Annotated in this window: 25 protein-coding genes; 9 read left to right on the top strand and 16 right to left on the bottom strand. The window is 72.8% G+C overall.

The window, feature by feature from the left end; translation table 11 throughout:
- Positions 1 to 110: 110 nt before the first annotated feature.
- The 3 genes from HEP85_RS06515 (at position 111) to HEP85_RS06505 (ending at position 2,679) form a co-directional block, all read left to right on the top strand.
- Complete coding sequence (locus HEP85_RS06515; RefSeq protein ID WP_369657628.1) at positions 111 to 941, top strand: MBL fold metallo-hydrolase; 831 nt, start codon at positions 111 to 113, stop codon at positions 939 to 941.
- Positions 942 to 1,066: 125 nt separating this feature from the next.
- Entirely contained in the window at positions 1,067 to 1,369 is a 303-nt protein-coding gene (locus tag HEP85_RS06510; protein WP_168526937.1) for a muconolactone Delta-isomerase family protein, read from the top strand.
- A gap of 50 nt (positions 1,370 to 1,419) precedes the next feature.
- Positions 1,420 to 2,679, top strand: coding sequence for a YbfB/YjiJ family MFS transporter (locus HEP85_RS06505; RefSeq protein WP_248001858.1), 1,260 nt, complete (start codon positions 1,420 to 1,422; stop codon positions 2,677 to 2,679).
- A 76-nt stretch (positions 2,680 to 2,755) separates the two neighbouring features.
- Here the strand turns inward: HEP85_RS06505 and HEP85_RS06500 are convergent, their stop codons facing one another.
- From HEP85_RS06500 to HEP85_RS06455, 10 genes are all read right to left on the bottom strand, one after another.
- Complete coding sequence (locus HEP85_RS06500; protein WP_168526936.1) at positions 2,756 to 3,199, bottom strand: VOC family protein; 444 nt, start codon at positions 3,197 to 3,199, stop codon at positions 2,756 to 2,758.
- 300 nt (positions 3,200 to 3,499) lie between these two features.
- The gene (locus HEP85_RS06495; protein WP_168526935.1) at positions 3,500 to 4,519 is read right to left on the bottom strand and encodes an alcohol dehydrogenase catalytic domain-containing protein; all 1,020 of its coding nucleotides are present in this window, start codon (positions 4,517 to 4,519) and stop codon (positions 3,500 to 3,502) included.
- Between the two features lie 237 nt (positions 4,520 to 4,756).
- Positions 4,757 to 5,761, bottom strand: a complete 1,005-nt coding sequence (locus HEP85_RS06490) for a D-cysteine desulfhydrase family protein (protein ID WP_168526934.1) — start codon at positions 5,759 to 5,761, stop codon at positions 4,757 to 4,759.
- Positions 5,762 to 5,922: 161 nt separating this feature from the next.
- Positions 5,923 to 7,278, bottom strand: coding sequence for a mycothione reductase (locus tag HEP85_RS06485; protein WP_168526933.1), 1,356 nt, complete (start codon positions 7,276 to 7,278; stop codon positions 5,923 to 5,925).
- Between the two features lie 125 nt (positions 7,279 to 7,403).
- On the bottom strand, positions 7,404 to 9,491 hold the full coding sequence (locus HEP85_RS06480; protein ID WP_369658111.1) for a SpoIIE family protein phosphatase: 2,088 nt from the start codon (positions 9,489 to 9,491) through the stop codon (positions 7,404 to 7,406).
- 44 nt (positions 9,492 to 9,535) lie between these two features.
- On the bottom strand, positions 9,536 to 9,715 hold the full coding sequence (locus HEP85_RS06475; RefSeq protein ID WP_369657627.1) for a PAS domain S-box protein: 180 nt from the start codon (positions 9,713 to 9,715) through the stop codon (positions 9,536 to 9,538).
- 247 nt (positions 9,716 to 9,962) lie between these two features.
- Positions 9,963 to 10,151, bottom strand: coding sequence for a bleomycin resistance protein (locus tag HEP85_RS06470; RefSeq protein WP_168526931.1), 189 nt, complete (start codon positions 10,149 to 10,151; stop codon positions 9,963 to 9,965).
- Positions 10,152 to 10,489: 338 nt separating this feature from the next.
- The gene (locus tag HEP85_RS06465) at positions 10,490 to 12,280 is read right to left on the bottom strand and encodes a protein kinase (RefSeq protein WP_369657626.1); all 1,791 of its coding nucleotides are present in this window, start codon (positions 12,278 to 12,280) and stop codon (positions 10,490 to 10,492) included.
- A 469-nt stretch (positions 12,281 to 12,749) separates the two neighbouring features.
- Positions 12,750 to 13,442 carry an FMN-binding negative transcriptional regulator gene (locus HEP85_RS06460; RefSeq protein WP_168526930.1) on the bottom strand — a complete coding sequence of 231 codons (693 nt, stop codon included), beginning with the start codon at positions 13,440 to 13,442 and terminating at the stop codon, positions 12,750 to 12,752.
- 325 nt (positions 13,443 to 13,767) lie between these two features.
- Complete coding sequence (locus tag HEP85_RS06455; protein ID WP_168526929.1) at positions 13,768 to 14,187, bottom strand: spore-associated protein A; 420 nt, start codon at positions 14,185 to 14,187, stop codon at positions 13,768 to 13,770.
- A 376-nt stretch (positions 14,188 to 14,563) separates the two neighbouring features.
- Here HEP85_RS06455 and HEP85_RS06450 point away from each other — a divergent pair, with 376 nt between their 5' ends.
- Complete coding sequence (locus HEP85_RS06450) at positions 14,564 to 14,947, top strand: BlaI/MecI/CopY family transcriptional regulator (protein WP_168526928.1); 384 nt, start codon at positions 14,564 to 14,566, stop codon at positions 14,945 to 14,947.
- Positions 14,944 to 15,891 carry a M56 family metallopeptidase gene (locus HEP85_RS06445; RefSeq protein ID WP_365768192.1) on the top strand — a complete coding sequence of 316 codons (948 nt, stop codon included), beginning with the start codon at positions 14,944 to 14,946 and terminating at the stop codon, positions 15,889 to 15,891. The genes HEP85_RS06450 and HEP85_RS06445 overlap by 4 nt, the downstream gene beginning before the upstream one ends.
- 226 nt (positions 15,892 to 16,117) lie before the next feature.
- On the opposite strand, the gene HEP85_RS06440 is transcribed toward HEP85_RS06445, so the two are convergent.
- Positions 16,118 to 16,915 carry a hypothetical protein gene (locus HEP85_RS06440; protein WP_168526927.1) on the bottom strand — a complete coding sequence of 266 codons (798 nt, stop codon included), beginning with the start codon at positions 16,913 to 16,915 and terminating at the stop codon, positions 16,118 to 16,120.
- Positions 16,916 to 17,089: 174 nt separating this feature from the next.
- Between HEP85_RS06440 and HEP85_RS06435 the strand changes: the two genes are divergently transcribed.
- Positions 17,090 to 17,806, top strand: a complete 717-nt coding sequence (locus HEP85_RS06435; RefSeq protein WP_168526926.1) for a response regulator transcription factor — start codon at positions 17,090 to 17,092, stop codon at positions 17,804 to 17,806.
- Between the two features lie 177 nt (positions 17,807 to 17,983).
- Here HEP85_RS06435 and HEP85_RS06430 read toward each other — a convergent pair whose 3' ends face one another.
- Genes HEP85_RS06430 through HEP85_RS06420 form a run of 3 tightly spaced genes read right to left on the bottom strand, consistent with a single transcriptional unit; the run spans position 17,984 to position 20,950 of the window.
- Positions 17,984 to 18,595 (bottom strand): hypothetical protein, encoded by a 612-nt coding sequence (locus HEP85_RS06430; RefSeq protein ID WP_168526925.1) that lies wholly within the window; start codon positions 18,593 to 18,595, stop codon positions 17,984 to 17,986.
- A gap of 52 nt (positions 18,596 to 18,647) precedes the next feature.
- A complete protein-coding gene (locus HEP85_RS06425) occupies positions 18,648 to 19,460 on the bottom strand; it encodes a polysaccharide deacetylase family protein (RefSeq protein WP_168526924.1) in 813 nt (270 codons plus the stop codon).
- Positions 19,457 to 20,950, bottom strand: a complete 1,494-nt coding sequence (locus HEP85_RS06420; RefSeq protein ID WP_168526923.1) for a glycosyltransferase — start codon at positions 20,948 to 20,950, stop codon at positions 19,457 to 19,459. Before HEP85_RS06420 ends, HEP85_RS06425 begins: the two co-directional genes overlap by 4 nt.
- Positions 20,951 to 21,174: 224 nt before the next feature.
- Between HEP85_RS06420 and HEP85_RS06415 the strand changes: the two genes are divergently transcribed.
- Together HEP85_RS06415 and HEP85_RS06410 are read left to right on the top strand one after the other, a co-directional pair.
- On the top strand, positions 21,175 to 21,600 hold the full coding sequence (locus HEP85_RS06415) for a BlaI/MecI/CopY family transcriptional regulator (RefSeq protein ID WP_248001857.1): 426 nt from the start codon (positions 21,175 to 21,177) through the stop codon (positions 21,598 to 21,600).
- Positions 21,601 to 21,604: 4 nt separating this feature from the next.
- Entirely contained in the window at positions 21,605 to 22,627 is a 1,023-nt protein-coding gene (locus tag HEP85_RS06410; RefSeq protein WP_168526921.1) for a M56 family metallopeptidase, read from the top strand.
- A gap of 229 nt (positions 22,628 to 22,856) precedes the next feature.
- Here HEP85_RS06410 and HEP85_RS06405 read toward each other — a convergent pair whose 3' ends face one another.
- Positions 22,857 to 23,516: a response regulator transcription factor gene (locus HEP85_RS06405; protein WP_168526920.1), complete on the bottom strand. Its 660-nt coding sequence runs from the start codon at positions 23,514 to 23,516 to the stop codon at positions 22,857 to 22,859.
- Positions 23,513 to 24,727, bottom strand: coding sequence for a sensor histidine kinase (locus HEP85_RS06400; RefSeq protein WP_248001856.1), 1,215 nt, complete (start codon positions 24,725 to 24,727; stop codon positions 23,513 to 23,515). The genes HEP85_RS06405 and HEP85_RS06400 overlap by 4 nt, the downstream gene beginning before the upstream one ends.
- 131 nt (positions 24,728 to 24,858) lie before the next feature.
- Here HEP85_RS06400 and HEP85_RS06395 point away from each other — a divergent pair, with 131 nt between their 5' ends.
- On the top strand, positions 24,859 to 25,593 hold the full coding sequence (locus HEP85_RS06395; protein WP_168526919.1) for a class I SAM-dependent methyltransferase: 735 nt from the start codon (positions 24,859 to 24,861) through the stop codon (positions 25,591 to 25,593).
- Positions 25,594 to 25,654 lie beyond the last annotated feature (61 nt).

Below are 25,654 nucleotides of genomic sequence, written 5' to 3'. Positions count from 1 at the left end.
TCCGCACGGTCGCCGAGGAGCCCCTCGCACCGTCGTTGGGAGGCCGCGCCTTCCACCGGGGAGGAAGCCGGTCGTGGCGTCCGCCCCGGCCGTAGCCACACGATGGGGACATGGACACCCGACAGCACGCCCCCGGAGCGGCGGCCGCCGCCGACGTGCGGCAACCGGTCACGGTGCGGCTGCTCGGCGGACCGACCGCGCTCATCGAGATCGGGGGGCTGCGGCTGCTCACCGACCCCGCCTTCGGGTCACCCGGTCCGGCCGCCGACGGCACCCGCACGGCGGGCGGGCCCCACTGCTCCGTGGCGGCGGTCGAGGCGCTGGGCCCGCTGCACGCCGTACTCCTGTCACGCGGCGGGTCCGCCGACAGCCTCGGCGTCGCCGGCGAGCGGCTGCTCGCGACGGTCCCGGTGACGTTCACCACGACCGGGGCCGCGGACCGCCTGGGCGGCACCGCCGTCGGCCTGCGGCCCTGGTACCACCTGACCCTGGCCCGGCCGGACGGCGGCTGCCTCAAGGTCACCGCGACCGCGTCGCGGAGCGATGGCCGTGACGGCCGCGAGGAGGGAAAGACGGAGGGCGGCATCGGCGCCGTCATCGGCTTCGTACTGACCGGACCGGACGTGCCCACGATCTACGTCGGTGGTGACGCCGCCCCCTCACTGGACATCGCGAGCGAAGTCGCGGACCGCTTCGGGCCCGTCGAGCTGGCCGTGCTGGGGGACGCCTGCCCCGTCCCGCCGGACCGGCCGCCGATGCCCACCGCCCTGCGTACGGCCCGAGCCGCCGAGATCCTCGGTGCGCGCACGGTCATTCCGGTCCACCCCGAAGCCTGGGAGCTCTGCGCTACGGCTCCCGGCACCCAGCGCGCCGCGCTCGCCCATCACGGTCTCGAGGACCGACTGCTCCTGCTGGTCCCCGGCACGCCGACGACCCTCTGAGCGGAGCGGCCGACCGCCACCCGCACCCGACCGAACCGACGGGACTCGACCCGCTCGGGCGGACCCGACCTAGCTCCGGCGCTCCGGTCCGCACCCGGCGCCACCCACCCTACGGAGAAGACATCATGCGAGAGTTCCTGGTCGAGCTGACCACCACCATTCCCGAGGGCACCGACCCCGCGGAGGTCGACCGACGTCGCGCCGCGGAAGCGGTACGGGCCGCTGAACTGGCCGCCGCCGGGCACCTGTTCAGGCTGTGGCGCCCGGTCGGTGAACCGCGCAGCATCGGTGTCTGGCTCGCCGCGGACGAGTACGAGCTGCACGAGAAGGTGATCGGCACACTGCCGCTGCGCGCGTGGATGACGGCCAGGGTCACCCCGCTCGTGTCCCACCCCAATGACCCGGCCGGACCCGACGCCCTCGCGTGACCGACGCGTCACCTCACAGGGACCGCGTACGCACCCACAAGGACTTCTTCATGAGCGCAACCATCCTGCGACGCCCGCCGGACGGGTCGGACGGCCTGCTCGGTTCCCCCTGGATCCACGTGGCGCAGGCGGCCGCGGCCCTGGCGGTCGGCATGGGCGTCGGGCGCTTCGTCTACACACCGATCCTTCCCCTGATGCACGCGCAGGCGGGGCTGTCCGCCGGGGCCGGCGCGCACCTCGCCACCGCCAACTACGTCGGCTACCTGATGGGCGCGCTCGTCGGCATCCTGCGTCCCGCGCTGGTCCGCTCGCCCGGAGTCCTGCGCGGCTCCCTCGTCGTGCTGACCGGCACGCTGGCGGCGATGCCCCTCACGCACAGCACCGCCGGGTGGATGGCGCTGAGGCTGACGGCCGGTGCGGCCAGCGCCCTGATCTTCGTCATCGCCGTCAGCTCGCTGCTCAGTCACCTGCACGACCACCCCGCGCACCTGCCCGGCTGGGCCTTCGGCGGAGTCGGCGCGGGGATCGCCCTGTCCGGCCTGCTGGTCCTCGCCCTGCGCTCGATCGCCGACTGGCAGGCCGCGTGGTGGAGCTCCGCGGGCCTCGCCGCGGTCTTCGCCGCCCTGTCGTGGAACCTGCGCGTCGAACTGCCGCGCGCCGAGGTCACGGGCCCCGGGGCCGTGGCTCCGACGCGGTCCGCGCGTACGCATCGATGGTTCACCGCGCTGTTCGTCGGATACACCCTGGAGGGCGTCGGCTACATCGTGGCCGGCACCTTCCTGGTCGCCGCGATCGACCAGGCGTCCCCGGGGTGGATCGGCAGCGGCGCCTGGGTGCTGGTCGGCCTGGCTGCCGTGCCGTCCTCGGCGCTGTGGGCCTGGCTGGGTCGCCGCTGGTCCCGCCCCGACCTGCTGTTCGCCGCGCTCGTGATCCAGGCCGTCGGCATCGCGCTGCCCGCTCTGGTCGGAGGAGTGGCGGCGGCCCTGATCTCCGCGTTCCTCTTCGGCGCGACGTTCCTCGGGATCGGGACCATCGCGCTGGCCACCGGGGCCCATCTGCGGTTCCCCCGCTCGGTGGCTCTGCTGACCGCGGGATACTCCGTCGGCCAGATCGTCGGACCCCTGGCCGTCGCGCCACTGCTCCACCACGGTTACCACCAGGCCCTGATCCTGGCCTCGGCCGTCGTCCTCGCCGCCGCCCTCACCGCGGTCGTCCTGCGGATCGGCTTCCCCCACGACATGCCCAACGAGATGCCCGCCGAGGTGCCCGCCGAGCTGCCCGCCGAGCGGGGCACCCGGCCGGCTTCGTAGGTCCGGATTGCGCGGAACCGGGCTCGCGGATGCCATGGGCCCCCGGCGGCCCGGACGGAGACCGCCGGGAGTTCGGTCAGCGGCCCGGGAGCCGTGTCGTGATCTCCTGCAGCACCCATCCGTTGCCGTCCGGATCGCTGAACGACAGGAACGAGGAGTAGCTCCGGCGTTCCGGGTCCGGGCCCGGGACCCGGCCCTCGGTTCCGGCGCGGTGGAAGACTCCGCCCGCGTCGTGGAACACCTCGCTCACCTCGACGCCCCGGTCCGCGAGCTCGGCGCGGGCCGCCTCGATGTCGGAGACGACGAGGTGCAGGCCCTCCGACGAGCCGGGCGAGGCCGCGCTGATCCCGGTGCCGAAGATGACCGAACAGGGTGAGCCGGGCGGGGTGACCTGCACCACCCGGAAGTCCTCCCCGTCGGTGACGTCGGCGTCGAGCCGCCATCCGAGCTTCTCGTAGAAGGCCTTGGCCCGGTCGACGTCGGCGACCGGCACCACCACGACCTCGAGTTTCATGTCCATGACGGCTTGCTCCTGTCCTTGGGCATACGTTGCTGTCGATCGACATCGACCGGCATCGGCCGACGTCAGCCGGTCCTCTCCACGTCCACCGTTGGGCCGGGGGTGGCCGCCCGCAACCCGTGCGGGGCGCGCCGGCCCGCGACGCGGACGGGCCCGGACGGCCGGGCCGGGCCGGGCCGGGCGGAACGGGGAGCCCGGGTGGTCGGCGAGCGACCCGGTCCGCTCCGACGGCCGCTTCGGCGAAGGCCTCGGGTACTTCCCGGCGCGCGACTTGGAGGCGGGGGCCGCGGTCAGGCCCGGTCAGGCCTGTACGGCGTCGAGCACGACACGGAAGCGCGCCTCGCCGGACATCATGCGCTCGTAGGCCTTCGGCGCCTCGGCCAGCGGCATCCGCTCGATCAGCGGAAGGACCCCGTGCCGCACGCTGAAGGCCAGGTTGTCCTCGTTCTCGATCGGGGTTCCCGTCAGGCTGCCGGTGATGGTCCGCGTGCTGAGCACGAGGTCCGGCGTGGACACCGATATCGGGTCGGTGCCGACCCCGACCACGATCATGCGGCCGCGTGGGGCGAGCCCGGTGAGCAGGGGGGTCATCGAGCTGCCGCTGGCCGCCGTCGCGACGATGCCGTCGGCGCCGCCCAGTCGCGCCAGCGCCTCCCCGGGGTGCTCGGCGGCGCTGTCGATGTAGTCGTCCGCGCCGAGTGAGGCCGCCAGTGACGCCTTCTCCGCCCCGCGGGCGATCGCCACGACCCGGTGGCCGAGCCTGGCCGCGTACTGCACCGCGAGATGTCCGAGACCCCCGATGCCCTGTACGGCCACGAGCGACCCGGGCCGGCTGTCCAGCTGACGCAGGGCACTGAGGCTGGTCAGACCGGCGCACAGCAGCGGGGCCGCCTCGGCCGACGAGATGCCCTCCGGAATCCGGGCCAGCGCGTTGGACCTGGCGTACATCACCTCGGCGTACCCGCCGTCGACGCTCGTGCCCGTCTGCTCCTGGTCGGCGCAGTTGACGAAGTCGCCGCGTCGGCACGGGTCGCACTCACCGCAGTGACCGGCCAGGAATCCGACGCCCACCCGCTCGCCGACCTGCCACGCCCGCACTCCCTCGCCGACGGCGTCGATGGTCCCGACGACCTCGTGACCCGGGACGACGGGCCGCGACGGATCGGGCCTGAGGCCTTCGACGGCGAGCACGTCGGAGTGGCACACCCCGCAGCTCTCCACCCTGATCCGTACGTGGCCCGCGCGGGGCGGGACGAGCTCACGGGTGGTCCATGCGAACTGCCGTGATCCGGTGACTTCGAATGCCTGGTACGTGGACACGTTTCTCCTGGGGGATGCGCGGCGCCCGGTCCGGGTCCCGCGTGGGGACCCCCATCGGCCTGCCGGTCCTCGCGGTTGCGGGCGGCGCGGCCGGGCCCGCGGACGATCCGCGGAGGCGCTACGAAGACAATATGACCGGTCGTCTTAGACGTCAACGCTTACCCCCTGATTCCGCGTATCCCCGATCACGCGTATCCCCCTGAACCCGGGGGAGCGTCACCGCTCGAACCAGTGACTCTACTCTTCCGTGCGGGGCGACGTCCCCTCGGGCTCGTAGGCGCGCAGGCCGTCGACGGCGCGGTGCACGGTCTCCGTATGCCCGAAAAGGCCCGGCAGCCCGCCGGTGTGCAGGAGGACGCTGCGCTGCCCCGGGCGGATGTCGCCGTCCCGGACCGCGGCGATCAGGCCGGCCATGGCGCGCCCGCTGTATACCGGGTCGAGGACGAGCCCCTCGGTGAGCGCGGCCGTTCGCATCGCCTCCAGGACCGGTTCGTGCAGCACCCCGTATCCCGGGCCCACCTGGTCGGTGCGGATCCGCAGGGCGTCGGGGGCGATGTCGCGGCCGGTCAGCGCGCCCGCGAGGCCGGCGACGGTGACGGCCGGCTCCGCCACCGCCCCGCAGTGAACGCCGAGGACACGCCGCTCCCCGAGTGCGCCGATCAGTCCCGCCATGGTGCCCCCGGAACCCAGGGCGACCACGACGTGCTCCACGTCGGGCAGTTGGGAGAGCAACTCCTCACCGCCATCCACATATCCCCGTGCTCCGAGGGGACTTGAACCGCCGAAGGGGATCGCAAAGGGGCGCGCCCCGTCGTCGCGCAGCTGACGGCACACCTCGTCGGTGACGTCGGCCATCGCGCTCGGGTCGCTGTCGCCGGCCCAGAAGATCCTGGCTCCGAAGAGACTGTCGAGAACGAGGTTGCCGGAGCCGTTCACGGCACTGTCGCGGGTGCCGGGGAACACGAGCACGACGTCGAGCCCGAGGCGAGCGCCGGCGGCCGCGGTGAGACGGGCGTGGTTGCTCTGCGCGGCACCGGTGGTGACCAGCGTGTCCGCGCCGGCCGCGAGGGCGGCGCCGACGGTCCACTCCAGCTTGCGGGCCTTGTTGCCGCCGCCTCCCAGGCCGATGAGGTCGTCCCGCTTGATCCAGAGGTCGGCCCCGCCCAGCCCCAGCGCCGCCGCCAGCCGCGGCGCACGCTCCAGGGGGGTGGGCCATGTCGACAGGGCGATCTTGTCATTCATGAGATCTCCAGCTCGAGTGGTACGCGCACCACCGGGGGCGGATGGGGAGAGGAACTGTTAGGGCGGAGCACGCGGTCACCGTACGTCGGGCCATTCCCGCTCCCGTCGCCCGCCCCCGGGCGGGGACGGGGACCGCGCGCCCGCCCCCTCCCCGGCGGGGACTACAGGGCCAGCAGGGCCTGTTCGACCACTTCGGTCAGTGCCGGGTGGATGTACAGCAGGTCTCGGGCGATCCGGTCCACCGTCAGACCCAGTTCCATGGCCTGGATCAACTGCTGAATGAGTGTCGCGGCCTGGGGGCCGATGATGTGCGCGCCGAGGATCGTCCGCTCGACAGGATCGGCCAGGATCTTCACGAAGCTGGTGGTGTCCTCCAACGCCCATCCGTACGCGGCGTCCCCGTAGTCGCGGACACTCACGAGGTGGTCGATGCCGCGACGGCGGGCCTCCTGCTCGGTCAGCCCGATGCCGGCGATCTGCGGGCTGGTGAAGACCGCGTGCGGGGCGACCTTGTGGGGCAGTGCGCGTACGTCCTCGGGGTGGAGCAGGTTGTGCCGCACGAGCCGGACCTCGGCATTCGCCATGTGCTTGAGCTGGAAGTGATTCGCCGTGTCGCCGAGGGCCCAGACCCCCGGTACCGACGTGCGGTAGGCGCTGTCGGTCACGATGTGGCCGTGCCGGTCGAGGTCCAGACCGCCGGCGGCGGCGTCCAGCCGGTCGGTGTTGGGCCGGCGGCCGACGCACACCAACAGCGCCGCGGCGCGCACGACATGGTCGCCGTCCGGGCAGGACACGGTGACCGTGACGCCGTCCTCACGCCCTTCGACGGAGGTGACGGCAGCGTCGAGGAGCACACGATGGCGCCGCGACGCCAGGTCGGTGAAGCGTGCCGACACCTGTTCGTCCTCCGCCATCAGCAGGCGCGGCCCCCGCTGCACGATCGTGATGTCGGAGCCGAACGCGCCGAAGACATGGCCGAACTCGGCTGCGATGAAACCGCCACCGATGACGACCATGGACGCGGGCACCTCGTCGATCCGCATGATGGTGTCCGAGGTGTGGTACCGGACGGTGTCGAGACCGGGGATGTCCGGCACCACGGGCCGCGATCCGACCGCGACGACGAACGTGTCGGCGGTGATCCGCTCGGCTCCCGCCTGCAACACCTTCGGCGCGACGAACCGTCCCTCCTCGGTGTACACGTCGATGCCGTTCTCCCTGCGGTAGTTCAGCGCGCTCGCGTGCAGCGGATCGATGCGGTGGAACACCCGGTCGCGGATGGCCTTCCAGTCGACGTGCTCGACGGTCGCGTGGACACCGAGACGCGCCGCCGCTCGCGCGTCCTCGACCGCGTCGGCGGCGACGACGAACATCTTGCTCGGAATGCAGCCTCGGTTCAGGCACGTGCCGCCGAAGAGGTCGGGTTCGACGATGGCGGTGCGGAGTTGAGCGAGTTCTTCGTCGGGCAGCATGTTGCCGCTGCCCGCTCCCAGAACCACGAGATCGTAATGACGCACGTCCGTTCACCTTCCGTCGACGAACCGTCCGGCCTGGCCTTGCGCGGCCCGGCGGTGAGGGCGTGGTCCGCGCCACCCTGCTTCCCTGTCGCGCGGGCACTTCGACTCGCTGGGGGCGATCCGGTTCATCCGGAGGACCCCGCGTCCGGCAGGGGCTGCTCCGCCCAGACGGTCTTTCCGTGCTGGTGATGGCGGGCGCCCCACTGGCCGGCGAGGCTGGCGACGATGAACAGTCCCCGGCCCGTCTCGTCGACCGTGCGGGCGTGTTTGACGTGGGGGGCGCTGCTCGCGCCGTCGCTGACCTCGCAGGTCAGCATCCGGTCGAGGATCAGACGTAGGCGCAGGGGCGGCGCGCCGTGACGGATCGCGTTGCCGACCAGTTCGCTGACGATGAGTTCGGTGGTGAAGGCCGTCTCCTCGTCCACCCCCCAGACCTCCAACTGGTGGCGCGCCGCCCGACGGGCGATGGGCGCGGCCTCGGTGTCGTCCGGCAGGGGGACCGTCCGTACCCGGTCCGCGGGCAGCGCATGCGTACGAGCGAGCAGTATCAGTGTGTCACCGGTGGGCCGGTCATCCGCGAGCGCGGCCGCGAGGTCGTCGCAGAGTTCCGGCAGGGGCCTGGCGCCGACGGAGTCCAGGAGCGGGCGCAGGGGACCGGAGGGTGCCAGGACCCTGCCCGCCGCGGTGGCCGTACCGATCGCCAGGGTGCTGCCTTCGGGGAGGTCGACGGTGGTCGAGGGGAAGGGGGCGCTGCTCGTTTCGGCGAGAAGGGGGCCCGGTGGGACGGGCAGTTCGCTGGAGGTGCCGTCGGGGAGGACGGCGACGGGCTGCGGGAGACCGGCTCGGGCGAGGGTGCAGGTGAGCTCGACCGGGTCGTAGACCGCGACGGCGCAGCCGGCGGTGAGCGACTCGCGGCACATGGGATCCCCGGGCGGCAGGGAGGCGCAGGCCTTGGCGAGACGGCCGGCGGTGTCGCTCAGGCGTGCCAGCAGATCGTCGGGCTCCAGGTCCAGGGCGGCGAGGGTGTGGACGGCCGTGCGCAGGATTCCCACCGTGACGGCTGCGCCGATGCCCTGCTTCGCCACGTCACCGACGACCAGCGCGGTCCGTGCGCCGGGCAGCGCGATCGTGTCGGACCAGGCCCCGCCGCCGTCCGGATCGGGAAGGAACAACCGGGCGATCTCCAGGGTGTTCGGTGTGCCCGAATGCTGGGGCAGAAGCCTGCGTTGGACCGTGGCGGCGATGATCCACTCACGCATGTACCGACGGGCGGTCTCGACGCAGAGCGAAGCGTGCGCGCACACGGCCGAGGCCACCGCGACGTCGTCCTGTGTGAAGGGGTCCTCCTGCCGGTGGCGGTAGAAGCTGACCACGCCCAGAGCCTGACCGCGCACCGCCAGTGGGGCCACGATCAGGGAGTGGGCGCCGGATCGCTCGATGGCCTCGGCGCGGGGCGGGTCGGCGGTGAGCCAGTCGGTGTCCTCCCCGATGGAGAGAAGGCGTGGCCGCAGGTCGGACAGCACACGCGCGAACGGGGTGTCCCTCGGCAGCGGGCGCACGTCTCCGACCGGGTAGGCCGAGAACGGACCGCGGAAGGCAGCCCGCCGCAGCACGGTGTCCTCGTGGACGGGCGCCTGCGGAGGCTCCTCTCCGTGGACCACGTCCTCGATCACCTCGACCACGGTGATGCCCGCGAACCCGGGTACGACCGCCTCCACCAGCTCCTCGCACACGGCGCCCACGTTCAGCCCCTGCCCGACGTGGGTGCGTACGGCCTCCAGCAGCGCCAGCCGGTGATGCGCGTTCTCGCGCTCGGTGACGTCGAGCGCGGAGGCCACCAGGCCGAGCACGTCGCCGTGGGAGTTCTCGAGGCGGACGTAGGAGACGGAGTAGATACGTCGTCCGAACCCACCCGGCGCGTCGACGACGGCCCGTACGAGCCGGCTGACCACCGGCTCACCGCCGTCCAGGACCTGTTGCGCCACCGCGGCCTCTTTTTCGGGGTCTTCCAGGTCGTAGGCCTGGGCGAAGTGCGTGCCGGTCAGGTCTTCCACCGGCGTGCCGGGCGGACCGTGGGTGGCGCCGGGCACGCGGGCCACCCGCAGCTGATGGTCGAGGACGTGCAGTCGCGCCGGGGAGTGGGCGAACATGGCCTCCAGGATCGCCACGTCCTGCCCCGACACCACGTCCGGCGCCGCGAGGACCTGCCACATCACGGAAGTGCCCCGCAGCACCGGCTTGACCAGTACCGGAGTGCTTAAGCCGCGAACCCTTCCCGCCGCCCTCCCCCGTCAGCCGTCGCCTCGCGCACGAGCGCGGTCACCGCCCGACCGACGGCCTCCTCGGCGGACCAGCCGAACAGCTGCTCGGCCTGGCGTCGCCACTCGACGATCCGGCCGTTCTCATCGATGAGCACGAGCACGTCACCGCTGGACATTCGACAGCACCTCCGCTTCCCTCGGTTCCTGCCCGCCCCGCCCGTGCGACTGAACGGGCGTGTGCCCTGGTGACTTGGGCGTCCGGGTCGGCGAAGTGGACGACGGCGGGCCGCACCGGGACGGTGGCACGGACGGGGGCCGGGGACCGGGCGGGAACACCGCGTCGGGGAAGTGCCACCGTGCCTTCGACCGGGGGACACCGTCCCGGTCAGGACAAGAGGGAGGAACTGCCGCGTCATGGCCGGTCTACCGCCGCAGCGCGTCCATGTGGAGCGCGGCGTCGGCGGCCGCCTCGTCGGGAGCCCGGCCGTGCTCACGGGCGGTCATGTAGGCGGCGTACCAGTCCCACCAGTCGTGCTCCGGAGCGGTCGCCTCATAGAATCCGTGGTGCTCCGCGGTCTCCTTCAGGAGTGCCGCCAACGCGGTGACGTCCATGACGAAACCTCCTCGGTCGTACGGGATCCCGTCACCGTCCGGGAAGGCGTACGTCGTGGAACACCTCACTCACGTCTCACCGTCGGCGTCCCCGGACCTCGCGGAACCGCGGGGCACGGTCGACGTCGGACGGGCCGGCTGACGTCACAATTGTCGCTTACTGGACAAGGTCCGGCGAGGCGAGTCGTCGTACCCGGCGCCGCGACCGGTTCGGCGACGCACCTGACTACCGTCCGCGTCGGTCGAGTTACGCTCGGGAACGGGATCCGCGCGGCGAGGTGGTGGTGACGGGCGCCGAGTTCGAGCCCCCAGGGTCGACGCGGCGCCGAAGCCGCCCGTCAGTGGGCGGTGCCGGTCTGCCAGGCGATCCGGTCGTCGATCGCGATGACCATGTTCCCGTCCTCCAGCACCTTGAGCGTCGCGCCATCGGCGCCTTGGGTGTTGCTGGCCCACAACGGCTTGGCCTGGGCGCCGTAGACGACCAGGTTGCCGTCCGCCTGGAACACGGCGGTGTTCCCCGGGCCCTGGGTCCGGCTCGCCCAACGGGCCTTTCCGGACTGGTCGTAGAGCACCAGGTTGCCGTCCGTCTGCATGATCAGCCGCGAGCGCACGGTCTTCACGAACTTCCCGACCTCGAACGTGAAGGGGGGCTTCAGCACCAGGGCGTCGGGCAGGTTGCTCCCGTCCGCGGAACCGTCGGCGCCTGTGCCCGTGTCCGAGCCGGAGGTCGCGTCCGTGCCCGCCCCGGTGGTCGCGTCCGTGCCCGCGCCCGCGGCGGACGGGGATGCCTTCGCCCCGCTTTGCGAGGGGCCGGCCGACCTGTCGGCGGCACGGTCGGCACTGACGGACGGTGTGGCGCGCGCGGACCCGGAGCCTTCGTCGCCGAAGGCGTGGAACAGGAGCAGCGCGGCGGCGGCGACGGCGACCAGCGCGCCCGCGCCGATGGCGGCAGCCCGCCCGCGCCGTCCGTTCTGGCGTCCTGCGCCGTCCGGCCGCGCAGTCGGAGCGGTCACCGGGTACGCGTCGTCCGGGTAGGCGCCGTAGGTGTCCGCCGCGTGAGGGCGCGCGAGGGGGCCGGGGCCCGCTCCCGGCGCGAGGAGGGTGAAGGCGTCGGCTTCCCGGGTGCCGACCGCGGTGGCCGTCGTCATCGGCGGGGCGAGCGGCGCCGTCGCGTCCGAGAGGCCGACTGACATACCGCCGCTCCCCGTAGGGCCCCCCATACCGCTCCCCGTGCCGCTTCCCTGGCCGGCGACGGTCGCGGCACGTTCCCGTTCCGGCGCGGGACCCATGGCGAGTGCCCGCTGGTAGGCGGGATGCTGGACCAGATCGGTCTCGGCCTGGCAGAGTTCCACGATGCGCTGCAGGTGGGGGCGCCGGGCCGGATCACTGTGCACGCAGGCCGAGATGAGCTCGACGACGCCGGGGTCCACGCCCCGCAGGTCGATCTCCCCGTGCACCGAACGGTAGGACACGGCGGCGAACGGCCCGTCCCCGTAGGGCGGTCGGCCGGTGACGGCGAACGCCAGAGTGGCGCCCAGGGCGAAGACGTCGGCTCCCGGACCGGTCTCGCTGCCCGTGATCGTCTCCGGTGCGATGTACCCGGGACTGCCCATCGCGCCGCCGACCTGGGTCAGGTCGGACGGACCGCTGTTCCGGGCGATGCCGAAGTCGATCAGCTGAGGGCCGGTGGCGGAGAGGATGACGTTGTGCGGCTTGAGGTCCCGATGCCACACACCGCGGACGTGGATGGCGTCCAGACCCTCGGCCAGTGCGGCCAGCATGATCCGCGCCAGGTCGGCGGGGAGGGGTCCGTGGGTCATGACCGCGGCGTGGAGCGTGGGCCCCGGCACGTACTCGGTGGCCAGCCAGTACGGGGGTGTCTCCAGCTCCGCGTCGATGAGTGACGCCGTGTACGCGCTGCGGACCGTGCCCAAGGTCTCCACCTCGCGCCGAAACCTGCTGAGGGCGTGCTCGTCGTGGCGGAGGTGGTCGTTGATCACTTTGACGGCGACCGGACGGCCACCCGGCGAACGCGCGAGATACACCCTCCCCATGCCGCCCTCACCGAGTCTGCCGACCAGCCGGTAGCGGCCTATGTGTGACGGATCGGAGCCATCGAGCGAATGCACTGGACCTGTCCTCCTGAAGTGGAACCCACAGTCACCGGATCCGCCGTGAGGTCGGCTCGGCCGGGCTCCAACTCCGTTGCCCAGTGGGGTGCGAGTACCAGTCCGTCGACTCCACGTCTGGACCGGACACCGACATAGTAGAGGGAGACGACACCCTCGCCTCACCCGATGCGGTGGTGCCACCCCGGCTGTGCGGTCAGCCCTTCACCGAAGAAGCCGAGAGGCTGCGCCGGGCTTCAACTCGCCTACTCAGCAAGGAAGTTATCGGACGAGTCCGCGGGAACGCGCGGCGGGGACGAGGCCCGTCCGGGTACGAGGGCGCAGCTGTCGACCGGGGGAGGGGGGAGGCGGCGCCCAACGGCATGGGGAGCACGGGGCCTTGGGGGCCCACCGGTCCGGGTGCGCCCTGCCACCGCACGGCCCCCGTCCTGGGTGACGTCACCACCGTATGGGCTCCGCGCGCGTCGGCCTACGGCTTCCTGCCGGAGCCGTCCTGGACGGGGAGGCCGCCCTCGCCGGTGTCGCCCGGCCGGCGGGGGCGGTGGGCGTGGACGGCGTCGGCCACGGCGCCGTCCTGGCCTTGGCCACGGCTCCGGAGCCCGTGGACGACACCGCTGATGTCGGTGTCGGAGCGGTTCTGGCTGAGTTTGAACTTGGCTTCGATACGGGTGATGGAGAGTTCGACGCCGACGATCGCTCGCAGTTGGCCTTGGATGTAGGGGGCCGGAGCGTCGTCGACGGACCAGGGGACGGCGGCGGCGGCTTCGTGTTTGTCGGTCAGCCGGCGTACCTGGTCCTCGACCCACGCGGGGTCGTCGTGGACGAGCAGGTTCCCGTGGACGTGCGCGGTGATGTAGTTCCAGGTCGGAACCTGTCGGTGGTGCTCGGCCTTGGAGGGGTACCAGGTGGGTGTGACGTAGGCGTCGGGGCCGCGCACGATGACCATGGCCTGGCCGACCGTGGGCAGCTTCCACTGGTCGTTGTTGCGGGCCATGTGCCCGATGAGCGAGCCGTGCTCACCGGCCGCGGGGTCGTGGACGAAGGGCAGCAGGGTGGCCTGGAGGCCGTCCTCGGTCACCGTGACCAGGTCGGCGGCGCCATGGCGGTTCAGCAACTGCCGGACGTCCTCGTCAGTGGGGGAGAAGTGTCGCGGAACGTACACGGTCGGCCTTTCGCGGACGGGGCGGGTGGGCCGCCCTGTCCCTGGGGAGCGATATTTCACCGCTATTGCACTAGTGCAATATGTCATTTGAATTAGCGTAAACGTAGCAAACGGTCGTCTCTCGCGAAAGGGACGCAGGGTGGCGGTGGCGGTGGCGGTGGCGGTGGCGGTGGCGGTGGCGGGATCGCCCGTGGGAAGGCGGTGGCTGACGCCCCGCGCGGGGACCGGGCTTGGCCGAAGCCCGGCCCGACCGGGCCCGCGACCCGCCGCGGCCGCGGGTGGGTGCGCGTCCGCGGCGGGACCGAGGCGGGTCGGTGCCGCGGCGTCAGCCGCAGTTGGTGCCGTACTTCTGGAACGACGTTCCGTCCATCGCGCCCCACCAGTCCACGCAGGAGCCGGCGGCGGCGACGTAGACCGGGCCGACGTAGGAACGGAAGGCGCCGCCGTCCTGGTCGGCGTAGATCTCACCGCCGCCGCGCCGGATGTACAACTCCATGGCGACCGGGTCACCCGCGACGTTCCGGATGGCCACCGCGCAGTTCTTGCCGGTGGCGGAGTTGTAGGTGAGGTAGGCCGTGCCGATGCCGCCGATCGGCGTGGAGTTGACGGTCCTGTAGCCGGTGCCACAGGCCCCGTTGTAGGCGGCGGTCGCGGCGGCGGGTGCCGCCGACGCCACCGGTGCCAGAGCCGTGAGGGCGACGGCGCTCACGGCCGCCGCCACCGCGCCCTGCACCACACGCGTCATCCGTGACATGTCGTTCCCCGTTCGTTTCATCGGTCGAGTGGGCGTCGGGGGCCCGGTTCTCACTGGCCGCCCGATGCTTTTCCGTACGCCGAGTACGACCGGCCGACGCCCCCACCCGTTGTGGCCGTCACGGCAACGACTCCGTGCCACACGTCATGGGCACGCACCAGTTCGGTGAACTCCCCGCGGTGGGGGTTGCGGTGGCGCCCGCGAGGCCCCGGGACCCGGGTGGGCCACGCCGTCGGCCGGGACGCGTCTCACACCGCGACCAGTAGATTGGGCGATCCTTGGAAACGCGCAGGCTCAGGTTCAGGTGGACGCGGCGGGGCGGGTGCGCGAGGCGCACCGGTCGAGGATGCCGGAGAACGGGAGAGGGATGTCGGACAAGCGCCGGGACGGGGGACGTCCGCACGGCGGGCTCGTCGCGGATGCGCCGGCCCCGCTGTGGGAGGCCGGCGAGCCGATGACAGCGCGGCAGGTCGACGCGGCGCTCGACAGGGGGCCGGCGAGGCCGACGATGGCCACCATCCTGACCCGGCTCCACGAGAAGGGCACGTTGCGCCGGATCCCGTCGGGCCGTGGCTTCGCCCACGAGCCGGCTCAGGACGCGGCCGGGCTCGTCGCCGGGCGCATGCGTCGCGAGCTGGAGAGTGAGCCCCGTCGTGACCTGGCGCTGAGGCGCTTCGTGTCCCCCCTGTCCGAGAGCGACGAGGACACGTTGCGGTGCCTGCTCCTCGAAGCCGAGGACGGCTCCGAGTGACCTACGTACTGGCCCTGGTCGTGCTGGGCCTCGCTTTTCCGTGGGGCGCCTCCGTGGCGGCCCGCCGTCTGGCCGGTGTTCTCCCGCCCCGGGAGGCGTGCTGGACGCTGACGGCCGCGGCGGTCCTCATGGCCTGCGGCACGATCGCGGCACTGACCGGCCTGTTCCACGTGCCCTTCCTCGCGGCACTTGAGCAGGTGCCGCTCGCGCGTGTGCTGGAGGTGTGGCCGGCCGCGGTGCCGATGGCCTGCGTGGCCGGCGCGGTCATGCTCGTCCAGCTGGTGCTGCTGGTGCGGCGGTGGTTCCAGCACCGTTCGCTGCTCAGGCGCGCCTGGCGATCGGCCGCCGAGGGGACGGGCGCCGGGGACCTGCTGGTGGTGCCGGGCAGCGAGGTGGACGCCTTCGCGCTGCCCGGCTACCAAGGCCGCGGCGGCCGGATCGTGGTGACCTCCGGCATGATGCGGGCCCTGAGGGCCACGGAGCGCGAGGTACTGCTGGCCCACGAGCGCGCCCACCTGTCCGGCCGCCATCACCTGCTGTCCGCCGTGGTCGACCTGTCCACGACCGTTCACCCCGCGGCGCGGAGCCTGCGGGAGTCGCTGGGGTTCCACCTCGAGCGATGGGCGGACGAATCGGCGGCGGCCGCCGTCGGTGACCGGAAGGTGGCGGCGGCGGCCATCGCCCGGGCGGCCCTGGCCGGAGCGTCGCAGAAGCGGCGTACCGGTGGCGGGTATCCGCTGCTGTCGGTGACGACCGGGCCGGTGCCCCGGCGGGTCGAAGCGCTGCTCAGGCCGGCGCCCGCGGCACCGCAGGGGGGAGCCCGGCAGGCGGGTGCCCTGGGTCTGGCGACGACTGCGGCCGCTCTGGCGCTGGCGGCACTCGCGCCGGCCTACGGGCTGCACGAGTACGTGGAGTACGCGGCCGTCGCCGTTCGAGGAGGCTGACTCGCGACCGGTCGAGGCAGCCGAGCCCCCAACCATCGGCCGGGCGAAGGGACTTGTCGCTTCCCGGCCGGGGGAGCGACCCGGCCGGACCGGCGTGATGCCGGCCGGTGGCGGGGCGACGGGGTTCAGCTGCGGATCAGTCCCTGCCCGACGAATGGGCCTGCCTACGGCCCTACGCAGGCAACACCGAACGCACCGCCGGCTTGCTGCCGGACCGCTCCGGCCGTCAGGCCGGCAACGCCGTGCGGCGTTCCTGGACCTGGGCGTAGGCCATGAGGCCGAACAGGGCGGCGAGCAGCACGGCGGACGAGCCCGCGGTGCCGAGGTCGAGGCCGCCCTTGGCGTGCGGCTTGGTGAGGAAGTCACCGGCGGTGGCGCCGAGCGGCCGTGTGAGGACGAAGGCGATCCAGAACAGCAGGACGTTCGGCACCACCGGGACCTTCATCAGCGCGACGAGGACCGCCAGCACCCCGGAGACGAGCAGCGCCCCGCCGAGGTAGCCGAGGCCGGAACTGTCGGAGAGGAAGTCGCCCATGGACGTACCGAGCGTGTTCGAGACGAGGATCGCCGACCAGAACAGGGCCTCGGCGCGGAAGGTCACGATGTCGCGGATCTGGAACGTCATCCCGCTCAGTTTCCAGGCGAGGAAGATCGCGAGAAGGATCGAGACCAGGATGGCGGCGCCTTCGGGGTAGCCCAGCCCGAGGCCCTGCGGGCCCCAGCCGAGCGACGTCGCCCCGTCCGAGAGGTACTTGGCGCTGGCGTCGCGGTTCATGAAGTCGGACATGGTGGTGCCGGCCATGCTGGTCGAGAGAATCACGGTCCAGTAGAAGAACGGGTTGTAGCGACGGGACCTGAGCTGGACGACCAGTGTCACCACGAACATCAGGAACAGGGCGATCGTGGTCACGAAGTAGCCGAGTTTGAGAGTCTGGGCGAACAGGTCGCCCGCCGTCTCGCCCAGGGTCGTCGCGGCGATCTTCATGATCCAGAACGCCAGAGTGACCTCAGGCAGCTTCTTCATCACCGAATTCGTCGAAGTCAAGAGAGTGCTCCCGTCGTGCCTGGGGGAGTCGGCGTCCGCCCGACCCCGACAAGGTCCGGCTGAACTCGTCCCACCACCCCTTCATGGCGGACAGCGCACACCGCCGCCGGTTCAAAGGTCCCCGTCGGAAGGTGCTCGATCCCGCTCGGCCCCGTGAATCCACCCGACAGGGCGACGGCGAGGTGTCTCCCCGTCGTCGAGGACGACGAGACCATCGGCCGGAACCTCGACACCGGCCTGCGCGGCAACGGCTACGCGCCCACCCGGAGCAGGACGGGGTCGGGCGCGCTGGCCGAGGCCGCGCGATCCGTCCACGACGTGCTCCTGCTGGACCTCGGGCTGCCGGACATGGACGGGCTCGACGTGGCCCGTACGCTGCGAGCCCGCTTCCCGGACCTGCTGATCGTGATCCTCACCGCCCGCACGGACGACATCGACGTCATCGTGGGGCTCGACGCGGGGGCCGACGACCACCTGGTCAAGCCCTTCAGCCTGACCGTGCTGCTGGCGCGGCTCCGCGCCCACATGCGGCGCCGGACGATCACCTCGCCGCCGCGGGAGCCGATCCGGCTCGGCGACCTGGTCGTCGACGTCACGGCACGCCGTTGCACGCTCCACGAGCACGAAGTAAGGCTGCGTCCGAAGGAGTTCGAGCTGCCGGCGGTGCTCGCCCGGCACGCGGGCGAGGCCGTGTCCAGGGAAACCCTGATGGCCGAGGTCTGGGACGAGAACTGGTTCGGGTCGACCAAGACGCTCGACGTCACCATGGCGGCGCTGCGACGCCGGCTCACGGGCCCGGTGGCCCAGCCGTACCGCGTTCCACGCGTCACCACCCTGCGAGGGCACGGCTACCGGCTGGAACTGCCCTGAGGGCAGGGGGACATGCACGGGCGGTGATGGGACCGACGCCACCCGGGTCATCTTCCGATCGCCGTGACGGCGGATACCACCGGCCCGGCCGTGCCCCCTTCCGCTCAGGGGCCGGCGCCCCGTCCGTGGAGCGCGACGGGGGAAGCGGCTCGCGCACAAGTGGCCGCGGGAGCGGGCTCAGTCGGCCCTTGGTGTGTCCGGTGGCGCCTGGGGGTCGTCGCGCCGCACGAGGCGGTAGCTCTTGCGGTCGGCGGAAGCCGGCCACAGCCGGCGGTGTGCGGGGGCGGCGAGGTGCTTCGACTTCCGCGGCCGTACGCTGCGTGCGGCGTTCACCAGGGCGACCATGGCCGGCGAGGCGGCCCACAGCTTGCGGTACTGGTGCGTCGAGATGCCGGCGAGCCGGGCGGCCACCAGCCAGGTCTCACCCCGGCTGATGGCGATCAGCATCACCCTGAGCTGCGCGGCCGTCACCTTGCCGTGGAGGTGCGGTCCGTGGGCGGCCGCCAGTTCACCGGCCGACTTCACGGCCGCGGCGAAGACGGAGTCCTTCTCCAGCCAGCCGTGAAGGACCCGGTCGGGCACTCCCGCCCATATCGCGGCCGCGTCGGGGCCGAGTCCCAGTGCCGTGGCCTGCAGCACGCCGGCCATCCGCGACGCCGTCTCGTCCTGCTGGCTCGGCAGGCCGCCGAGAGGCTCGCGCAACACGTTCTCGACCTCTTCGCGTGCGCTGAGCCATGCCACGACGTGGGCCGCGCGCCGACCGCTCGCCGGCTCCTCCGGTTCGTACACCGCCCGCCCCTGCTCCGCGACCTGAAGTGAGTGAGTGACCGACAACGAGCGACTACGAGCGAGTAGACGGTCTACCGAACTGTAGACGATCGGCGGGTCCCGGGTGTTCCCGAGTGCGCGGAAGGCGGGAAGCGTTGTGCCGCCATCCGTGGTCGCGCAGTCGGCCCACCTGGAAGCCCCGACTCGCGCAGGTGTCGAGTATCCGGGGGAGGGCCCCCAGGGTCGCGCGCCAGGCCTCGGGTGCCGAGGTGCGGTCGGAGTCGTGGAGCAGGATGGTGCCGCCGCCGTCCAGGTCGGCGGTGACGACGCGGTGGACGGACTCGGGGGTGGCGTGCGCCGTCCAGTCCTCTCCCCAGCAGGTCCACAGCACCGGGGTGAGGCCGAGGCGGTGTGCCGCGAGATGGGCCGCGGTCGACATGACACCGTACGGCGGCCGGAAGAGGGTGGGCGGTTGCCCGGTGAGGGCGGCGACGGTGTCGCGGGCTCGGGCGAAGTCGTCGTACGTGGCGCGCGGGCCACGGAGGAGGAGCGGGCGGTGCAGCCAGCCGTGGACACCGATCTCGTGGCCGGCGGCGGCGATCTCCCGTACGACGTCCGGAAAGCGCTGGGCCTCTGTGCCGAGCAGGAAGAAGGTGGCACGGACCTCGCGTTCCGCGAGCAGCCGCAGGAAGCGCGGGGTGGACCGCGGGTCGGGTCCGTCGTCGAAGGTCAGGGCGACGTGGTCGGGGCGGCCGCGGCCCGAGAGGCGGGGCATGGCGCGGTTGCGCAGCGGTCCGAAGGTGGAGACCACCGGTGCGGCGTGGGCGGCGACGAGAGCCGGCAGGGCGGCCAGTGCGGCCGTGCGGAGTGTGCGGCGGGCGGTCATGAGTGGTGGCCTCCGGATCCGGCGCCGTGGCCGTCCCCTTGGTGGAGGTCGTCCAGGTCGAGGCTGTGGCCGATGGTCCGCACCAGGCTGGGCCCGTCGAGCGCCGTGGCGCCTCCCGTGACCACGGCGCACGCCCATACGGCGCAGGCGACCGCGGCCGTGGCGGCGAGCCGACGGGGTGCGGGGCGTGTCCGACCGGCCGGGACCGAGTCTTTCCGCGCCGGTGCCGCGGCAGGCCGCGTTCGCCCGTCAGGGAGCGGTGTTCGGTGCGTGCTCTCCGCGTGCCGGCCGGAAGTCCTCGCGCTGGGTGTACCCGGGCTTTCGGCCGGTGCGGCGAGAGGGCGTGCCGGGCGTCGCGACGGGGCGGACATCGCCTGCCGCGGCACTGGGGCGCGCCGGTGCCGCCGCGCGATCTCAGCCGCCGGGCCCTGGCCGGGAGTTCGGGTGAAGAGGGCGAAGGCGGCCTCGCGCTGCCGGAGTCCGAGTGTGCCGTCCGTCAGATCGGTGAGCACGGCCTTCAGATCCGCCGGGTCCCGGATCCACACGGCCACCCCGGCCTCGTGGAGCGCTGCGGCGTTGGTCAGGCCGTGGCCCGGTATGCAGCGGTAGCTCGCGACCGGTAGCCCCGCCGCGAACGCCTCCAGCGAGGTCAGACCGCCCGCGTTCTGCACCAGGACGTCGGCGGCGTTCATCAGGGCGGGCATGTCGTCGACCCACCCGTAGGCGTACTCGATGCCTTCCGCGCGCAACCGCGCGGCCAGCGCCTCGTTGCGTCCGCAGACGACCACCGGTACGACCGCGCCCGAGTCACGCAGTTCCAGGGCCACCTGCCGGACAGGCCCGACGCCCCACGATCCGGCGACCAGCAGTGCCAGCGGGGCCTTCTGAGGCAGGCCGAACCTGTCCCGTGCCCGATCGCGTTCCGCCCCGGTGCAGGGCCGGAAACGCGGATCGGTGACCGGCCCGCACACCCGCACGGTCCGGGCGCCGGCGGCACGCGCCTGGGCAGCGGTCACCGGGTGGGCGGCCAGATGCACGTCCACACCGTCCGCCACCCACAGTGGATGTACGGAGAAGTCGGTCAGGTAGGTCAGGACGGGAACGGCCAGCCTGCCGTCCCGGCGCAGACTGCCCAGCACCTGGCTGGCCCCGGGGTAGGTGGAGACGACGGCGCCGGTACCCGGGTGCAGGGCGTGCAGCACCCGGCGTTCGGCCGCGCGCAGCAGCGCCCGTGCGGCCGGGCCGCCGCCTCCGGCGCGCTCGCTGCTGGAGTAGATCCGCTGGTAGGCCCACGGGGCGCGGACGAGCATCCGGTGGTAGCCCGTCCGGACCGCCCGGCCGAGTCCGGCGGGCAGCAGGTCCAGCAGGTCGTGGCGGTCCACGGTGAACCCGTCCGCCGTGAGGCGGCGGGCCAGTTCGGCCGCCGCGCCGTCGTGGCCGGCGCCGACGCTCGCGGAGAAGACCGCGATCCGGCCCGCATGCGGCGTCATGGCCGTGCGAGGGCCCGGTAGGGCATTCGCGACCTCGGGCCCGGGAGGCACGGGTCCGGGGAGCATGCGTTCGGCGTGGGGCATGGGCTGTTCCTCCACCGTCAGAGGGCATGCGGGATCTACAACATGTAGTAGTTCACGCTTTGAAGCCCGGAGCATACCTCCTACGTTTAGTAGGAGATCGCCGGGTAGTCTGTCCGGAACGCGGGAGCGGGAGGTGGACCGTGAGCGAACAGAGGGGACAGGAACCCCCTGGCGGATCCGGCAGACGGGCCCGCGGCGAGCTGGAGAGCGACGTACTCGCCGCGCTCTGGTCCGCGGACGGCCCGATGACCGCTCGTCAGGTACGGGAGCGTCTGGCCGCCGGCCTGGCCTACACCACGGTTCTGACGATCCTGACCCGTCTCCACGGCAAGGGCATGCTGGTCCGGCACCGAGAGGGACGGGGATACGCGTACACGCCGGCTCGGGACGAGGCCTCGCACACCGCCCGGCGCATGCGGTCGCTCCTGGAGGGCGGACCGGACCGCGAGGCGGTGCTGACCCGCTTCGTCTCCGAACTGTCCGAACAGGACGAGGAATTGCTGCACAGCCTGCTGTCCGAGCACGAGGCGCGCGGCGGCGACGAGACGTCCGACGGAAGGCCCTGAGCCGGTGCGGATCAGCGTCTACGTTCCGTTCCTCGTATCCGCCCTGCTCACGGTGCCGGCGCCGCGTCTGGCGCGGCGGCTGGCCCCGCGCCCCGCAGCATGGGCCCTGGCCTGCGCCGCGCTCGTCACGGCGGCCGGATGGACGGGATCGCTGGCGCTCCTGGCCTTCACCGGCATCGCGCAGATACCCCAGGTCGCCGCCGAGGGCCACTGGTCGGTTCGGGCGCTGCGGGCGGAGGATCCGGTGCACCTCACCGTCGCGGCGGGCGGTGCGCTGCTCCTGGCCGTGAGCCTCGTACGGTTGGCCGCGGCCGCCCTCCGGCACGTCCGCCAGGTCGCCCGGGCCCGGCGGGAGTGCGCCCGGCTGCCCGGGGACACCGAGCTGGCCGTCCTCGACGACGACGCACCGCTGGCGTTCGCGCTGGAGGGTACGCCCGGACGGATCGTGGTGTCCCGAGGCATGCTGCGGTGCCTCGACGACCACGAACGCAGCGCCCTACTGGCGCACGAGCGGGCGCATTTGAACGCCGGGCACCACCGCTTCCTGACCCTCTGGCGGCTCACGGCGGCGGTGAACCCGCTGCTGCGGCCCCTGGCCGACGCCGGCGCGTTCGTGCTGGAACGCTGGGCGGACGAGGAGGCCGCCGCGCAGGTCGGCGACCGCGCGGTCGTCGCCCGCGCCGTCGGGCGAGCCGCCCTGGCGTCCGCCGGCGTGTCACGCCCCAGCGTCCTGGCGGCGACCGGCGGGGTCGTTCCCCAGCGGGTACGGGCCCTGCTGGCCCCGCCTCCCCCGCGCCGGACGCTGCCCTTCGTGGCGGGCGCACTGCTGCTGACCCTGTGCTTCGTGAGTCTGGCCGACGCCGCGTCCGACAGCGACGAGATGGTCGACGGCGCCAAGCGTGTGCTGTGTGCCGCGCACCGCGCTCCAGCCGGCACGACAGCCGCCACGACGGACCACCGGCGCCAGCGGCACGTCCTCTGTTGCGGTTACCGGGACCGTGCCGAGATCCGGGGACACCGCGTATAGCCGAGCGGTCGTGCGTCCCGAGGGCCGGAGCCGTACGTGCGTCCCGAGGGCCGCAGCGGTACGCGCACCCCTATGGCCGGAGCGGGTGCCTGCATCCTCGACCCCATCCTGGCCCCCTGCGCGCGGCGCGACACCCCGGCGTGATCCGGGCGTCGGTGGCGAACCCGTACCCGTCACGGTCGCCGGTCACGGCGTCTCCCGGGGACGGCCTCCGCCCACGAAGAATCGGTCAAGCGTGGCCGCCGCCCAGCCCTGCGTCGCGGGCCAGCAGGGCGGCCTGGACGCGGTTACCCGCTCCCAGAGCGCCGAGGATCCGGCTGACGTGTGCCTTGACGGTACTCTCGCGCATTCCCAGCGCCCCCGCGATCTCCGCGTTGGAATCACCGTGTGCGAGCCGTGCGAGGACATCCCTCTCACGAGGCGTCAGGCCCCCGACGCGGGTGCGTGCTTCGAGCACTTCCGGGCGGCCGGCGTGGTGGAAGCGGTCGATCAGGCGACGGGCGGCGGCCGGATGCAGGATGCCCTGGCCGGCCGCCACCACGTGTACCGCGCGGATGATGTCGCGCGGTGCGGTGTCCTTGAGCAGAAAGCCGTCCGCGCCGGCGGCGAGCGCGTCGTAGACGTACTCGTCGAGGTCGAAGGTGGTCAGGGTGATCACTCGTGGTGGGTCGGGGAGCGCGCGCAGCCGGCGGGTCGCGGTGATGCCGTCCATACGGGGCATGCGCACGTCGACCAGGGCGATGTCGACCCGGTGGAGGCCTGCCTGTTCGACGGCGGCCAGGCCGTCCGGCGCCTCGGCGACGACGTTCAGTTCCGCGTCGGTGGAGAGCAGGTCGACGAGACCGAGCCGGACCAGGGCGTCGTCGTCGGCCACCAGGACATTGATCATGAGCGGAACGCCGGAGGAGGGGTGGAGGTGGACGTGGGCAGACGCGCGGAGAGCCGCCAGCCGTCGCCGTAGGCACCGGTGTGCAGGTGACCGCCGAGCGCCGTGACCCGCTCCGCCAGGCCGATCAGGCCGTAGCCGCCGGGAGGCGGGGAACCTTGGGGAGACGCGGACGCGGCACCTTCGGTGGTCCTGGCCCGCCCGGCGCGCCCGTTGACCACTTCCACCGTGGTGACCGGTGGCCCGTAGTGCACGCTCACCGCGACGGGCGCGTCATGGGCATGCTTGCGCGCATTGGTCAGGGCCTCCCGTACGAGCCGGTGCACGGCCAGCCGGTGACTGGTGGACGCGTCCCGCGTATCACCGGAGACCACTGACTCGATGACCTGACCGGCGGCCCGGGCCTCGGCGAGCAGCTCGTCCAGGTCCTGCAGAGCCGGCACCGCGACAGGTGTCGCCCCGTCGGCCCCGGCGGGCCGGTCGGAGCGCAGCGCGCCCAGCACCTCGCGCAGATCGTCCAGCGCCTGCCCGGCCGTGTCGCGCAACAGGGCCAGGCGGTCGCGGCCGACCGCCGACATCCCCTCCTCGCGCAACTGAAGCACTCCGGAGTGCAGCATCAGCAGGCTCAGCCGGTGGGCGAGCACGTCGTGCATCTCGCGGGCGATGCGGGCCCGCTCCGCCGATCGTGCCTGCTCGGCGCGCAGTTCGTGCTCCACGCGCAGCTGTTCCACCTGGTCCCGCAGCGCGCCCAGCAGTCTGCGCCGGCTGCCCGCCCACATGCCGAGGGCCAGGGCCAGGGCCACCAGTACGGCGTTGCCGACGCCGGAGCCCGCCCAGGTGGTCAGCCGTATCCAGGAGAGCGGGCGGCCCAGCGCCAGCGCGACGGCCAGCCAGGGCAGTCCGGCGCCCAACGCGATCCCCAGACACACCCACACCGCCCGCAACCGGCCCCGCGAGGCGAAGTGATACAGCGTCACCAGCAAGGGGGCCACCGGGCCCAGGGAGACCGACACCAGCGCCAGGCCCGCGACCGCTCTCGGGAACCGATGGCGACCGAGCGCTCCGAACGACGCGGCGGCCCCCACCCACGGGGCGGGATCGGCCAGGGTGTCACCGGCCGAACGGAAGCCCTCCAGCGTGGATATCAGGGCGAGCAGCACCGCCGCCGGTGTCTCCACCCACAGCGGTACACCACGTTCCGGTCCGGATCTCACCTCGTCATCCTAGGGACGGCCCTGCCCCCGTACCCCCGACGAAGGGACATCGCGACCCCCGACTTTCGTCGGGTGCCGGCGCCGCACATCGGCCGATTCCATGGCACCCGGAGCTGCCTAGCGTCCATGCCATGAGTTTCCTCCCGAGGCGCACCTCTTCCGTCCGGCGGACCCCGGCCCGGCGCCTCGCCGACCGCCGGCTGTTCTTCGCCGAGACCCTCCGGACCTTCCGTACCACCGGGGCCGTGACCCCCAGCGGCCGTCACCTCGCCGAGGCGCTGGCCGCGCCGCTGGCGCACCGCACGGGGCAGCCGCGTGCCGTGCTGGAGGTGGGCGCCGGAACCGGTGCGGTCTCCCGGGTCCTGGCGGGCCTGCTCGGCCCCGAGGACACTCTGGACCTGGTCGAGGCCAACCCCCGCTTCGCCCGTCTGCTCGCGGCCGACCTGCGTGCCGATCCGCGTCTTGCGGTCCTCGGGGAACGCGTTTCGCTGATCGCCGGCCCGGTCGCGGAGCTCGACCCCGGGGCGCGCTACGACGTGATCGTCTCCGGGCTGCCGTTCGCCAACTTCCCTCCCGACGAAGTGTCCGGGCTGCTCACGCGCTACCTGTCCGCGCTCAAGCCCGGCGGCCATCTGACCTACTTCGGATACCGCGGCACGGGCCGCCTGCGCGCGTTGCTGGGCACCTCCCGGAGTCTGGCCCGGCACAGCGGCGTCATCCATGTGCTCGACACGTTCCAACAGGCCCATGGCGCCGACTTCCGCACCGTGTGGGGCAACATTCCACCGGCCCGCGTATGGCACCTGCGCGCCCCGGCGGTGTCACCTCGTCCGCTCCCCGTGGTGTCCGCCCGGACGGCACCGTGACCACGCCGGACCCATCGGCCCGGCTCTCCCCATCGGTATGACCTCCGCGTCGGGCCGAAGA

Origin of the sequence: Streptomyces sp. RPA4-2 (assembly GCF_012273515.2) — a bacterium.
GTDB classification, from domain to species: Bacteria; Actinomycetota; Actinomycetes; order Streptomycetales; family Streptomycetaceae; genus Streptomyces; species Streptomyces kaempferi.
The sequence above is the reverse complement of the archived record's forward strand: the minus strand, read 5'-3'. Positions and strand labels throughout refer to the sequence as shown.

Coding starts and splice junctions, on each gene's coding strand:
- HEP85_RS06515 (WP_369657628.1), top strand. CDS start 111: ATGGACACCCGACAGCACGCCCCCGGAGCGGCGGCCGCCGCCGACGTG.
- HEP85_RS06510 (WP_168526937.1), top strand. CDS start 1,067: ATGCGAGAGTTCCTGGTCGAGCTGACCACCACCATTCCCGAGGGCACC.
- HEP85_RS06505 (WP_248001858.1), top strand. CDS start 1,420: ATGAGCGCAACCATCCTGCGACGCCCGCCGGACGGGTCGGACGGCCTG.
- HEP85_RS06500 (WP_168526936.1), bottom strand. CDS start 3,199: ATGGACATGAAACTCGAGGTCGTGGTGGTGCCGGTCGCCGACGTCGAC.
- HEP85_RS06490 (WP_168526934.1), bottom strand. CDS start 5,761: ATGAATGACAAGATCGCCCTGTCGACATGGCCCACCCCCCTGGAGCGT.
- HEP85_RS06480 (WP_369658111.1), bottom strand. CDS start 9,491: ATGTGGCAGGTCCTCGCGGCGCCGGACGTGGTGTCGGGGCAGGACGTG.
- HEP85_RS06475 (WP_369657627.1), bottom strand. CDS start 9,715: ATGTCCAGCGGTGACGTGCTCGTGCTCATCGATGAGAACGGCCGGATC.
- HEP85_RS06470 (WP_168526931.1), bottom strand. CDS start 10,151: ATGGACGTCACCGCGTTGGCGGCACTCCTGAAGGAGACCGCGGAGCAC.
- HEP85_RS06455 (WP_168526929.1), bottom strand. CDS start 14,187: ATGACGCGTGTGGTGCAGGGCGCGGTGGCGGCGGCCGTGAGCGCCGTC.
- HEP85_RS06450 (WP_168526928.1), top strand. CDS start 14,564: ATGTCGGACAAGCGCCGGGACGGGGGACGTCCGCACGGCGGGCTCGTC.
- HEP85_RS06440 (WP_168526927.1), bottom strand. CDS start 16,915: ATGAAGAAGCTGCCTGAGGTCACTCTGGCGTTCTGGATCATGAAGATC.
- HEP85_RS06425 (WP_168526924.1), bottom strand. CDS start 19,460: ATGACCGCCCGCCGCACACTCCGCACGGCCGCACTGGCCGCCCTGCCG.
- HEP85_RS06420 (WP_168526923.1), bottom strand. CDS start 20,950: ATGACGCCGCATGCGGGCCGGATCGCGGTCTTCTCCGCGAGCGTCGGC.
- HEP85_RS06405 (WP_168526920.1), bottom strand. CDS start 23,516: ATGATCAATGTCCTGGTGGCCGACGACGACGCCCTGGTCCGGCTCGGT.
- HEP85_RS06395 (WP_168526919.1), top strand. CDS start 24,859: ATGAGTTTCCTCCCGAGGCGCACCTCTTCCGTCCGGCGGACCCCGGCC.